The organism is Kocuria rosea, from assembly GCF_006094695.1.
Lineage (GTDB): Bacteria > Actinomycetota > Actinomycetes > Actinomycetales > Micrococcaceae > Kocuria > Kocuria rosea.
On sequence record NZ_CP035103.1, the window covers coordinates 408,288 to 420,687 of the forward strand.

Annotated in this window: 9 protein-coding genes and 3 pseudogenes; 6 read left to right on the forward strand and 6 right to left on the reverse strand. The window is 67.8% G+C overall.

Translation table 11 applies throughout. The features are described 5' to 3' along the window. Window positions 1–170: 170 nt before the first annotated feature. The 6 genes from epsC to EQG70_RS01860 form a co-directional block, all read right to left on the reverse strand. Window positions 171–680 carry a serine O-acetyltransferase EpsC gene (gene epsC, locus EQG70_RS01835; protein ID WP_109269521.1) on the reverse strand — a complete coding sequence of 170 codons (510 nt, stop codon included), beginning with the start codon at window positions 678–680 and terminating at the stop codon, window positions 171–173. A gap of 242 nt (window positions 681–922) precedes the next feature. Next, complete coding sequence (locus EQG70_RS01840) at window positions 923–1,726, reverse strand: IclR family transcriptional regulator (RefSeq protein ID WP_109269522.1); 804 nt, start codon at window positions 1,724–1,726, stop codon at window positions 923–925. A 296-nt stretch (window positions 1,727–2,022) separates the two neighbouring features. After that, a complete protein-coding gene (locus EQG70_RS01845; protein ID WP_109269523.1) occupies window positions 2,023–3,285 on the reverse strand; it encodes a M24 family metallopeptidase in 1,263 nt (420 codons plus the stop codon). Window positions 3,286–3,370: 85 nt separating this feature from the next. Continuing rightward, window positions 3,371–4,672, reverse strand: coding sequence for an MFS transporter (locus EQG70_RS01850; RefSeq protein WP_232035237.1), 1,302 nt, complete (start codon window positions 4,670–4,672; stop codon window positions 3,371–3,373). Between the two features lie 419 nt (window positions 4,673–5,091). Next, the gene (locus EQG70_RS01855; RefSeq protein ID WP_109244589.1) at window positions 5,092–5,724 is read right to left on the reverse strand and encodes a response regulator; all 633 of its coding nucleotides are present in this window, start codon (window positions 5,722–5,724) and stop codon (window positions 5,092–5,094) included. Then, entirely contained in the window at window positions 5,721–7,019 is a 1,299-nt protein-coding gene (locus tag EQG70_RS01860) for a sensor histidine kinase (protein WP_109269525.1), read from the reverse strand. Before EQG70_RS01860 ends, EQG70_RS01855 begins: the two co-directional genes overlap by 4 nt. A gap of 243 nt (window positions 7,020–7,262) precedes the next feature. Between EQG70_RS01860 and EQG70_RS01865 the strand changes: the two genes are divergently transcribed. The 6 genes and pseudogenes from EQG70_RS01865 to EQG70_RS01885 all read left to right on the forward strand — a co-directional run. After that, entirely contained in the window at window positions 7,263–8,357 is a 1,095-nt protein-coding gene (locus EQG70_RS01865; RefSeq protein ID WP_109269526.1) for an ABC transporter permease, read from the forward strand. Between the two features lie 2 nt (window positions 8,358–8,359). Beyond that, window positions 8,360–9,115 carry an ABC transporter ATP-binding protein gene (locus EQG70_RS01870; protein ID WP_109269527.1) on the forward strand — a complete coding sequence of 252 codons (756 nt, stop codon included), beginning with the start codon at window positions 8,360–8,362 and terminating at the stop codon, window positions 9,113–9,115. A 72-nt stretch (window positions 9,116–9,187) separates the two neighbouring features. Then, a pseudogene (locus EQG70_RS01875) lies at window positions 9,188–10,255 on the forward strand (IS256 family transposase); the annotation flags it as partial. 125 nt (window positions 10,256–10,380) lie between these two features. Continuing rightward, a pseudogene (locus EQG70_RS18945) lies at window positions 10,381–10,596 on the forward strand (transposase); the annotation flags it as partial. Window positions 10,597–10,668: 72 nt separating this feature from the next. Beyond that, window positions 10,669–11,895, forward strand: a complete 1,227-nt coding sequence (locus EQG70_RS01880) for a transposase (protein ID WP_208746244.1) — start codon at window positions 10,669–10,671, stop codon at window positions 11,893–11,895. A gap of 113 nt (window positions 11,896–12,008) precedes the next feature. After that, window positions 12,009–12,263, forward strand: a pseudogene (locus EQG70_RS01885) (transposase); the annotation flags it as partial. Between the last annotated feature and the right edge of the window lie 137 nt (window positions 12,264–12,400).

The following is a 12,400-nucleotide window of genomic DNA, read 5'->3' on the forward strand; positions in this document are numbered from 1 at the left end:
TGCTGTGAGAGGTGAACTCGAAAGATCTCACGGTGGCCGCGCCCTCGTCCGCAACGACGAGCAGGGCCACCGCGCTACACCACTATCGGGGGCTCAACTCCCCGCGCACGTGACCTCGTGGCATCGTTCTCCTCGGTTCCCCATCGCGATAGGGGTTCGAAGCGGGCTCATCACTCGTTGATGCCCAAGACCGTGGTGTCGGCCTCAACGTCATGGGTAACCACTGCGCCGGCGCCAATTTTCGACCCGGCCCCGAGCGTGACCGGGCCGATGACTTTCGCCCCGGAACCGAGGAGCGCCCGGTCCCCGACGACGGCGTGGCGCCGGCCCGGGGAGCCGTCGCCGACGAAGCTCGCACCCTGATAGATGGTCACGTCGTCGCCGATCACACTGGTCTCCCCGATGATGACCTCGCTGCCGTGGTCGATGAACAACCGGTGCCCGATCACCGCACCGGGGTGAATGGTGATACCGGTGACCTTCGCCGCGGCAGTGGCGATGGCCTGGGCTGCGGGTCTACTCCACCGGGTGGACCACAGCCGGTGGGCGATGCGGTGGGCGGCCACCGCGTGCAGGCCCGGATAGCTCAGCAGCGTCGCGACAGTACCTTGCCCGGCGGGGTCGGCAGCGGCGATCGCGCGGGCATCTGCCAAGACACTGGGACGGGTGGGCTCGGCCATGGCCACACCTTAGAGGACGCCCGACCGGGGGATTAGAACCCGCTTTACATATGGCCCGGTTAGCGGTCCGCAACTCACGGGAGTTTTCGCATCCCCGACTCGGTGACCCAGCGCCCGCGACGGTTGCCGCCGAACTTTGCGGCGAGTTGCCACGTGGTGCGAAGGCTTCCGTTGTGTTCTCTTCACCATCCTCGTGGGTCGAGGAATTCCACGTATGAAGACGTTCGGGAATGACGAGTGGATCACTGAGTCCGTGCAGCGCATCCGAGTCGTTGGGACACTTTTTCGGAGGCGGCTTTGCAGGCGGCCACGAGGTGGGTGACCTGTTCCTCGGTGACCCGGTAGCGCGGTGCTGCGATCATCACGGTGGCGACAAGTTCGTCACGGTGGTCGAGGACGGGGGTGGCTACGCCTACTTCGTCCACGGAGGTTTTGCCGTAGTTGACGGCCACGCCTTCTGCGCTGACTTCGCGCAGGAGTTGCTGATAGGTGTCGATGCCGGTGTCGGTGGCGGTGAAGTGGTTGATGGTGCCCGACAGGAGGAGGGCGCGGACTCGTTCGGGGGGTTGAGCGGCGAGGAAGGTTTGCACGGAGGCGCTGAGGGCGGTGTTGTACCGGGTGCCCAGCGGGGTGGTGTGCTTGATCTGCTGGGGGCTGGGGATTTGTTCCACGCAGACGGCCTCGTTGCCGTTCCAGACCATGAGTGCGCTGGTCTCCCCGGTCTGCTCGGTGAGTTCCTGGAGCACGGGGTAGGCCACGCGGCGTTCGTCGAGGTCGGCCAGCAGGGGCCCGGTCATGGTGATCAGGCCCAGCCCCAGGCGGAAGAGCCGGGTCTGCGGGTCGCGCTCGACCAGGTTCTCCTGCTCGAGGGTGGCGAGGATGCGCGAGACCGTGCTCTTGTGCAACCCGACCCGGCCGGCGATCTCGGTGACGCCCAGCTGAGGTTCCTGTGCTGAGAAGCAGCGCAGCACGCCGATGGCGTTGGAGACGACCGAGGCCGTGCGAGCTTCCGCGGTGGACGAGGTGTTGTCAGATGATGAAGTCATAGGGTTCCTTATTCTCCATGCGATGAACCCCACGGCCCCGATATCGACGGTGACGCCCTCCGGTGCATGGCGCCCTCTGGACTGGCTGCACACAGCCGGGCGGTGATCCGGACTCCGATGACCTCATCCTCGCGCAGGGCGTTTCTGGCGCCCTTCGCCTTCATGGCTGTCGAGCGCGGCTCCGTGCTCGAGGGACGAGTCAGGGAAGGCGTCCGGGGTTGCGCTGTCGTGGCACTGGTCCTCGTCGGGGACGCCGGCAGGCGGCGCCGCGTGGGCGACGCCGCCTGCCGTGCGAACTAGGCGGACACGATGTTGTGCTCGGGGCCGTACGGGAACTTCGTGATGTTCTCCGCCCCGTCCTCACCGATGACGAGGATGTCGTGCTCGCGGTAGCCGCCGGCGCCCGGCTCGCCGTCGGCGACCGTGATCATGGGCTCCATGGACACGACCATGCCCGGCTCCAGGACCGTGTCGATGTCCTCGCGCAGCTCCAGGCCGGCCTCGCGGCCGTAGTAGTGGCTGAGCACGCCGAAGGAGTGGCCGTAGCCGAAGGTGCGGTTGGCGAGCAGGCCGTGGGAGATGAAGATCTCGTTGAGCTCCGCGGCGATGTCCTTGCACACCGCCCCGGGCTTGATCAGCTCCAGGCCGCGCTCGTGCACCTGGACGTTGATCTCCCACAGCTCGCGCGAGCGGGCGTCCGGCTCGCCGAGGAACAGGGTGCGCTCCAGGGCGGTGTAGTACCCGGAGGTCATCGGGAAGCAGTTCAGGGACAGGATGTCCCCGCGCCGGAGCTTGCGGGTGGTGGCCCAGTTGTGGGCGCCGTCGGTGTTGATCCCGGACTGGAACCACACCCAGGTGTCGCGGACCTCGCGGTGCGGGAAGGTGCGGGCGATCTCGTGGACCATCGCCTCGGTGCCGGCCAGGGCGACTTCGTACTCGGTGACGCCCTCGCGGATCGCGTTGCGGATGGCCTCGCCGCCGAGGTCGCCGATGCGGGCGCCGTGCTTGATGACCTCGATCTCCTCGGCGGACTTGAGCATGCGCTGGCGCATGGCGTCCTGGGAGACGTCGGTGAGCTCGGCGCCCTCGAACGCGGCCTGGATGCGCCGGCGGGTCAGCAGCGGCAGGGCGTCGTCCTCGACGCCGATCCGGCGGGCGGTGACGCCGCGCCGGCGCAGGGCTTCCTGGAGGCCGTAGTAGAAGTTGTCGCGCTGCCAGTCGGTGTAGACGATGTTCTCGCCGTAGCTGGTGCGCCACGGCATGCCGGCGTCGATGTTGGCGGTGACCGTGACGGAGTCGTCGGCGGTGACGACCAGGGCGTAGTTGCGCCCGAACGTGGTGTAGAGGAAGTCCGAGTAGTACTTGATGCCGTGGTAGCTGGTCAGGATCACGGCGTCGAGGTCCTTGGCGGCCATGATCCGGCGCAGGCCGGTGAGGCGGCGCTCGAACTCGGCGTCGGAGAAGGTCAGCTGCTGCTTGACCCCGTTGTGCAGGACCTTCAGGCGCTCGAGCTCGGCGACGGAGGCGGCGGGGGCGGTGGTGGTGGGCGAGGTGGTCATGGTCGTCCTTTCACAGGCGATGTATCGAGACGGATGGTGGGGTGGCGCCGGTGGGCGCCACCGGTGGGAGGGGAATCGAGGTGCTTCAGCGTGTCAGTGGCTTGTTGCACGTCTCCCGGGAGAGGGCGACGGCGACGAAGGACACCGCTGCGGCGGCCATGAGGTACCAGGCCGGGGCGAGGTTCGTGGCGAAGACGGAGATCAGCAGAGTGGCCATGAACGGGGCGGTGCCGCCGAAGACGGCGTTGGACAGGTTGAAGCTCACGGCGAAGCCGCTGTAGCGGATGCGAGTGGGGAACTGTTCGGCGAGGAAGCTCGGGAGGGTGCCGTCGTTGAGGGTCAGCATGGCGCCGAGGACGACCTGGACGAGCAGCACGACCAGGAAGGACCCGGTGTCCAGGAGCATGAACAGCGGCACCGTCAGGAAGAGGAAGCTCACGGAGGCGGTCATGAGCATCTTCTTGCGCCCAAACCGGTCAGAGGCCAGTCCGGTGAGGAAGATGAACCCGATGTAGGACAGCAAGGCGAAGGAGGTGGCGAGGAAGGACTCGGTCTTGCCGAAGCCGACCTCTTCGGAGAGGTAGGTCGGCATGTAGCTGAGCAGGATGTAGAAGCCCACGGCGTTGAGCAGCACGGCCCCACAGGCGCGCAGCAGGGTGGCCCAGTGGTTGCGGAACATGTCGCGGACCGGGGCCTGGATGACCTCGTCCTCCTGGGCCAGTTCCTGGAAGACCGGGGTGTCCTCGAGCTTGGTACGGATGTAGCGGCCGATCAGGCCCATCGGTGCCGCGAGCAGGAACGGGATGCGCCAGCCCCAGGTGTTCAGCTGGTCGTCGGAGAGCACCGCGGTGAGACCGGCGACGAACAGGGACCCGAAGAGCAGGCCGGCGGCCGTGGAGGCCGGCACGACTGCGGCGTAGAGCCCGCGCCGGTTGGCGGGGGCGTACTCCACCAGGAAGGCCGAGGCCCCGGCGTACTCCCCGGCCGCAGAGAAGCCCTGCACGATGCGCACCACCAGCAGAAGTATCGGAGCGAAGACCCCGATGGTGGCGTAGCCCGGAATCAGGGCGATGCAGAACGTGGCCACCGACATGATCAGGATCGACAGGGACAGTGCGGTGCGCCGGCCGAGCTTGTCGCCGATGTGCCCCCAGACGAATCCTCCCAAGGGCCGGACGAAGAACGAGATGGCGAACAGGGCGAAGGTCGCCAGCAGTGCGGTCTGCGGGTCCGACTCGGGGAAGAAGACCACCGCGATGGTGGCGGCCAGGTACCCGTAGATCGCGTAGTCGAACCATTCGACGAAGTTGCCGATGAAGCTGGCCGAGATGACCCGGCGTCGTGTGGAGGCGGTCACCGCGGCCACAGGATCAGGTGAATTCTGCATGGTGGGTGGCGCTCCCGCACCGGCTTCGTGCGTCATGGATCCCCCAAGGGTGAGAGGTTGCAGGAGACGCAACCTGGTTGCACCAAGGTAAGCTGGGTCACACGGTCCGGTCAATGGGGTTGCCAAGAATGCACCACGTTTCGTGATGATGACTACGAATCAGACCCCCAAGGAACTCCATAGAGTCAATTATCTGCAACGTAGTCGCATTAAATGCAACTGCTCGAGGCTTGCGGCCCACTGAGTACCGCCTCGCTCACCGGCAACTCACCTGTGGTGTAGGCCCGTCGGCCATGGTCGCGCTCAGGGCGGGGTGTGAAACCCCGGGCCAAGTAAGTCCGGTAGTACCGGAGATGAGATATGCACGCCCGGCTTTGCATATGGCCGGTCGGCGGCCGACTGCGAGGAACTGTCGTAGGTCAGATGATGCGGTTGGTCCGGGCTCGGTCGATGGCAGCGGTGCGGTTGTCCACGCCGAGTTTGTCGTAGATGTGGATCAGGTGGGTCTTGACCGTGGCTTCGGAGATGAACAGGGCTTGGGCCAGTTGCCGGTTGGTGGCTCCGGTGGCCAGGTGCTGGAGGATCTCGATCTCTCGGGCGCTCAGGGCCGTGGCAGGGGCGGTGACGCGTTTCATCAGTTGCGCAGTGACCGTGGGGGAGAGGACCGGTCGTCCCGCGGCGGCGTCCTGGACGGCTTGGCTGATGCTGCCTGGTGGGGCGTCCTTCAACAGGTAGCCGGTGGCGCCGGCCTCGAGTGCGGCCACGATGTCCGCTTGGGTGTCGTAGGTGGTTAGGACCAGCACTGGGGGGCCGTTGAGCGTCTTGATCCGGCGGGTCGCTTCGATGCCGCCCATTCCGGATCCCATTTGCAGATCCATGACCACCACATCCACGGACACCGCCGGATCCGCCAGGGTCGCGAGGGCTTTCTGTCCGTCGGCGGCTTCGGCGGTGACGGTGATGTTGTTGAAGCCTTCCAGGACGGCGCGCAGTCCCGCGCGGACCACGGGGTGGTCGTCCACCAGCAGCACGCGGATGTCTTCAGCGTTCATCGGTTCTCCTCGACGGCGTTCCCGGGGCCGGGGTGGGTCGGTGCGGCGGTCGGGCGCGTCAAGGGCAGGCGGATGCTGATGACGGTGCCGTTGCCGGGCTCGGATTCCAGGGTGAACGTCCCGCCCAGTTCGCGCACCCGGTGCTGCAGCTTGGTCAGCCCGTAGTGCTCCTCGTCGGTGTCCCGGTCTGCCGCGTCTGGCACGAACCCGATCCCGTCGTCGAAGACGTCCAGCGAGACGGCGTCGTCCCAGCCGGCCAGGGTGACCACCGCGGTCCGGGCCCGGGAGTGGGCGGCCACATTGGCCAGGGACGATTGGGCAGCACGCAGCAGCAGGGACTGGTACTCGGACGGCAGGTCGGGGACTTCGCCCTCGCAGCGGAATTTGCAGGTCAGATCGGCGCCGGAGGCTCGGACCCGTTGCTCGGTGTGCGCGCACACCTCCCGCAGGGCCGTGAGGAGACTCGAGTCCAGTGCCGGAGAGCTCAAATCGCGCACGAAGCGTCGCGCCTCTGCGAGGTTTTCCACCGCGGTGGTCTCGATGATGGCGATCCGCTCCCCGGCCCGGGCGGGGTCGGCGTGCTCGAGGGACTGCCGGGCGGCCCGGGACATCAGCACGATGGAGGACAGGCCCTGGGCAAGGGTGTCGTGGATCTCCCGGGACAGCCTCTCGCGCTCCGCTGAGCGCCCGGCCTCACGTTCTCGGTGGGCCAGTTCCGTCCGGGCGGCCTCCAGTTCACGGATGACCCGCCGGTGCCGCTGGGCGTCGCGGTACAGCCTGCGGTATCCGTGGCCGACGACGACGGCGAACACCGCCCCCACGACGGGTCCCACAACCATGGCGGCGCGGAACCCGTCGGGTCCGGTGTGCAAGAACTGCGCCACGATCACCACGGCCGTCAGCACCACGATGCACCCCACAGCCACGGCGCGAGGCAAGAGCACGAGGTAGACGAAGAAGAGCGGGAACACCACCCAGGAGAAGTCCGAGCTCAGCAGTGTCAGCGTGCCCCACAGCACCGTGACCACCATGAGCCAAGGAAGGGCCAAAGGCCGCGGGTCCCACCCCGCCTGACGCCGGGCGGCCCTGTTCTCCGCGACCGTCCCCACCAGGTAGACCGCAGCCAACAGCGCCGCCAGACCCAGGAGCAGAACCAGCGGCCGGGCCCCTGTTCCGGAGGCGTGCGCCTGGAGCACGGCCCGCCCGGCCCCCAGCAGCAGCAGAGCCGCGAAACTCACGTGCAGGGTGATCCTCAGGGCGCCCAGGACAGCGGGGGTCGAGGTGTCCTCGTGCACTTGTCTCCCTCGTCCTGGGCCACCGTCCGGCCGTGGAACCGCCCGATGGCCAGGAAGTGATCGAGGCGGTCTGTGGCCATGCTACGGAGCGGAAGGGTCGTGCGGGTCCACCAGATGGTTGATCCCTCTATCCGTGGATCGGTGCCCACGGATCGGCCGGCGGGGCGATCCCGAGCCGACCCGTTCTCGCGATGCTGGGAAGCACGCCATGCCTCCGCTACCAGCACGCACAGGAGCCTCCCCATGTACCTGTCCCTTCGCGACATCACCTTTGCCAGAGGGCGGTTCGCCCTCATCGGTGCTGTCGTGGCCTTGATCACTCTCCTATTGGTCCTGCTCACCGGCCTGACCAACGGTCTGGGCCACCAGAACATCTCTGCCCTGGAACGCCTCGGGGCCCAACGCTTCGTCTTCAGCGCTCCCGCCGACGACTCCGGCCAGCCCACCTTCACCGAGTCCCAGATCACCGGCGACCAGTTCCAAGGCTGGCAAGACGCTGTCGGCGACACCGACGTGGAGCGGATCGGGTTGACCCAGACACGGGCCCAAGCCGGCCCCAACACCGGTGCGACCAGCGTGGCCGTACTCGGACTCGAGGCCGGCACCGCACTGGCCCCCGACCTCCGCGCCCTCGACGGGGCGACACACCCGGGCCCCGGGGAAGCGGTGCTCAGCCAGAGCGTGGCCGAGAACCTCGGTGCGGCCGTGGGAGACACCATCGAGCTATCCACGACCGAGCTGACCGTCACCGGGATCACTCAGGACGAGTACTACAGCCACATCCCCGTCGTGTGGGCCGCCATGGCCGACTACCCCGACATCGCCCACCTCGACCAGGACGTCGAAGCCACCACACTGGCCCTGACCGCGGACACCCCTGCTGCCAACGCCGGCGCCGGGACAGGGACCGTGACCACCGACACCCGCGGCGCCTTCGCCGCCCTGCCCGCTTACCAGTCCGAGCGCGGGTCGCTGCTGATGATGCAGGGGTTCCTCTACGGGATCTCCGCCCTGGTCGTGGTGTCCTTCCTGACCGTGTGGACCATCCAGCGCACCCGCGACATCGCCGTCCTGCGCGCCCTGGGCGCGTCCCGGGCCTACCTCGTGCGCGACTCTCTGGGCCAAGCCGCTGTGGTGCTCCTGGCCGGCGTCCTCGCCGGCGGACTGGTGGGTGCCGGCATCGGTGCTGCGGCCAGCACCGTCGTCCCATTCACACTGTCACCGACCACGGCCCTGCTGCCCGCCCTCGGCGTGTTCGCCCTCGGAGTGGCAGGCTCCCTCCTCGCCGTCCGTCGCGTCTCGTCCGTCGATCCCCTGCTCGCCCTCGGAGGCAACTGACCATGAAATCCGCCCACGTCACCGACCCCGCCACATCTGCCCAGCGCCGGGCTGCTCCTGCCATCGCTGCGCTGCGGCTGGAGCGCGTCACCCTGGCATACGCCGATGGCACCCACGAGGACGGCAGCCCCCGCACAGTCCGCGCCCTGGATACCGTGGACTTCTCGGCCGAGACCGGAACCATCACCGCTCTGGTGGGGCCGTCCGGATCCGGCAAGTCCTCACTGCTGGCCGTAGCAGCAACCCTGATCCGGCCGAGCTCAGGGAGGGTGTGCTTGGCCGACCGCGATCTCACGCACCTGCCCGAGAAGGAGCTGGCCCAGGTGCGCCGATCCGAGATCGGGATGATCTTCCAGCAACCCAACCTGCTGCCCTCCCTCACCGCACGGGAACAGCTCGTGCTCACCGCTCACCTGCGCGGTGCCCGCGGAGCAGAACTGAAGAACGCCGCGGCCGAAGCAGGCGATCTGCTCGAACTCGTCGGCATGTCCGGCTCCGCCGACCGCCGCCCGCACCAGCTCTCCGGGGGCCAGCGCCAACGAGTCAACATCGCCCGAGCACTGATGAACCGACCCCAGGTGATGCTCGTGGACGAACCCACCGCGGCACTGGACCACAACCGGTCCCAACAGATCATGGAGCTGCTCGTGGAGGTGACTCGGCGCTTCGACACGGCCACCGTGGTAGTCACCCACGACACCGAGTTCGTCCCGTTGGCTGACCGAGCCGTGACCATGCGTGACGGCCGACTGAGCTGACGGGACTGCCGGGGACTATCGCAGTAACGGTGTAAGAGGCCCAATCACCCCGTTCGGGGTTGGAGGGTCGACATGAGCGAGAAGATCGAGACACTGGTGGACGTGAGCCCACCGAAGCCCGGTGACGAGCCGGAAGAGAACGCGCAGCTGAGCGCGGCTGAGCAGGACACGGTCCGGGAGCTGGTCCGTGCCGCCCGCGCCAGCGGGGCGGCGTTGACCGGCCCGGGCGGGCTGTTGAAGCAGCTGACCAAGATGGTCGTCGAGGCCGCCCTGGATGAGGAGATGAACGAACACCTCGGCTATGAACCCGGTGACCCGCAAGGGCGTAACCGGGGCAACTCGCGCAACGGGAGGCGGGTCAAGACGGTGATCACCGACAACGCCGGCCCCGTGGAGATCGAGGTCCCCCGGGACCGGCAGGCCAGCTTCGAGCCGGTGATCGTGCGCAAGCGCCAGCGGCGGCTGACGGACCTGGACCAGGTCGTGCTCTCGCTCTCGGCCAAGGGCCTGACCACCGGAGAGATCAGCGCGCACCTGGGCGAGGTCTACGGCGCCGACGTCAGCAAGGACACCGTCACCCGTATCACCGACCGGGTGATCGAGGAGATGCAGGCCTGGTGGGCCCGGCCGCTGGAGCAGGTCTACGCGGCGATCTTCATCGACGCCATCATGGTCAAGGTCCGCGACGGGCAGGTCCGCAACCGGCCCGTGTACGCCGCGATCGGGGTGGACCTGGGCGGGCATAAGGACATCCTGGGGATGTGGGCCGGGGACGGCGACGGGGAGTCGGCGAAGTTCTGGTACGCGGTCCTCAACGACCTGAAGTCACGCGGGGTGCGCGACGTGTTCTTCGTGGTCTGCGACGGGCTGAAGGGCCTGCCCGACTCGGTGAACGCGGTGTTCCCACTGGCCACGGTGCAGACCTGCATCATCCATCTGATCCGCGGGACCTTCCGCTACGCCTCAAGGAAGTACTGGGACGAGCTCGCCAAGGACCTCAAGCCCGTCTACACCGCCCCGACCGCCGCTGCCGCCGAGGCCGCCCTGGAGGAGGTGGAGGACAAGTGGGGCGCCCGGTACCCGGCGATCAGCCGGCTGTGGCGCAATGCCTGGACCGAGTTCGTGCCGTTCCTGGACTACGGAGCCTGTTGCAGAATCGGGAGTTGGCCGGGCGTGGTTTGTCGGTGGTGGGCGGGGGATGATGTGGCATGGCCAAGTCGTATCGCCCGGTGCTCCGGGACCAGCCGATGCTGTTGCCGGTGGACATGCGGGAGTGGCTTCCGCAGGATCACCTGGTCTGGTTCGTGCTGGAGACCGTCGAGGCTCTCGATATCACTGCTCTGGAACGCACCCGGCGTCGTGGCGGGCCCGGCGCTGCCGGCTACGACCCGCAGATGCTGCTGGGACTGTTGGTCTTCGCGTACTGCCAAGGGGTGCGGTCCTCGAGGCAGATCGAACGGATGTGTCTCACTGACGTGGCGTTTAGGGTGTTGTGCGCCCAGGACGGCCCGGACCACACCACGATCGCCAGGTTCCGCGCCGATTCTCAGAACGTGTTCACGGAGTTGTTCGCGCAGGTCTTGATGATCGCCGCCCGAGCCGGGCTGGGCCGGTTCGGCACGGTCGCAATCGACGGCACCAAGATCGCAGCTAACGCCTCGATCGATGCCAACCGTGGCCAGGACTGGTTCGACCGGCACGTGGCGGGCGTGGTCGCCGAGGCCGAGGCGGCGGACCGGGCCGAGGACGCTGCAGCGGGTGATGGGGATGGCGATGAGCGCCCGGATCGGGTGCCCGCGGCCTTGGGGGATCGCACCCGGCGGCAGGAGAGGATCCAGCAGGCCGCCGAAGAGCTCAAAGTCCAGCAGCAACGACGCACGAGGGCCCAGGCCGAGCACGAGGCCGCCGCGTTGGCGAGGCGCCGCCGCTCGGAGCAGGGGCAGCCGGTGGTCGGCCGGATCCCGAACGGGCCGCACCGGCTGGCCGAGGCACGGGCGCACCTGGACCGGGAGATCACCTCCCATCAGGCGAAACTGGACCGGTACGCCGCCCTGATCGCGGCCGGGAGGAAACCGATGGGGCGTCCGCCGGTGGCGATGGCCGACAGCACGAGGGTGGCGCGGGCCCGGCGCGTCGTGGCCAACGCCGAGGCCGCAGTGGAGCCGGTCCCGGACGGGAAGGGGCTGCCGAAGGTCGTGGCGAACACCACCGACCCGCAGTCGCGGATCATGCCGACCCGCCGAGGATTCCTGCAGGGATACAACGCCCAGGTCGCGGTCACCAGCGATCAACTCATCGTCGCGGTGCAAGTGGGACAGACCCCGAACGACCAAGCCTGCTTCGCTCCCATGATGGACGCCGCCCAGTGCGCGGCTACCCGGATGCACGCCCACACCGGCAACCCCGATCATCTGGTGGGCACCGTGCTGGCCGACGCCGGGTACAACAGTGATGCCAACCTCACCGCTGCAGGGCCGGACCGGTTGATCGCCTTGGGCAAGCGGCGCGACGACCAGCGCGCCGCAGCTCAGGAACCGGCACACGGGCCGCCCTCAGCGGAGGCGACCCCGCGTGAGGCCAACGCCCACCGGCTACGCACCCGTGAAGGCCGTGATCTCTACAAGCGTCGGGGCGCGACGGTGGAACCCGGCATCGGCAACCTGAAGAAGATCATCGACCGGTTCTCCCGCCGCGGCCTCGAGCACGCCACCAACGAGCTACACCTGGCCGCCACAGCGTTCAACATCCTCAAGATCCACCGAGCAACCCCCACAGCCTGAAGGCCTGGGTCCTTGGACCCCTATCCCCGGCACGGTCCTGGGCCGGTCCCTCGTCCTCATCGCCTCGGATCAGCCTCGGACCAGCCCCTGCAGGCCGATTCTGCAACAGGCTCTACGACGTGGAGATCCGCCGGGTGATCTGCTCGACGAATGCCATCGAGTCCCTCAACGCCCGGTTCCGGAGGGCGGTGCGGGCCCGTGGGCACTTCCCGAACGAGCAGTCCGCGATGAAGACCCTGTACCTGGTCGTGCGATCCCTGGACCCGAAGGGCACCGGGCAGACACGATGGGTCACACGGTGGAAGCCGGCGCTGAACGCCTTTGCCATCACCTTCGCCGACCGGATGCCGGCGGCGGAGAACCACTAACCATGGAAACGCCTCTTACACCGTTAGAGCGACAGTCCCGACTGCCGCACGAACAGGTCACCTGTTCATGCGGCAATCCCACGTTGCTTTACATATGGCCGGTTAGCGGCGGACCGTGCTGCGGTAGAGGTTCGGCG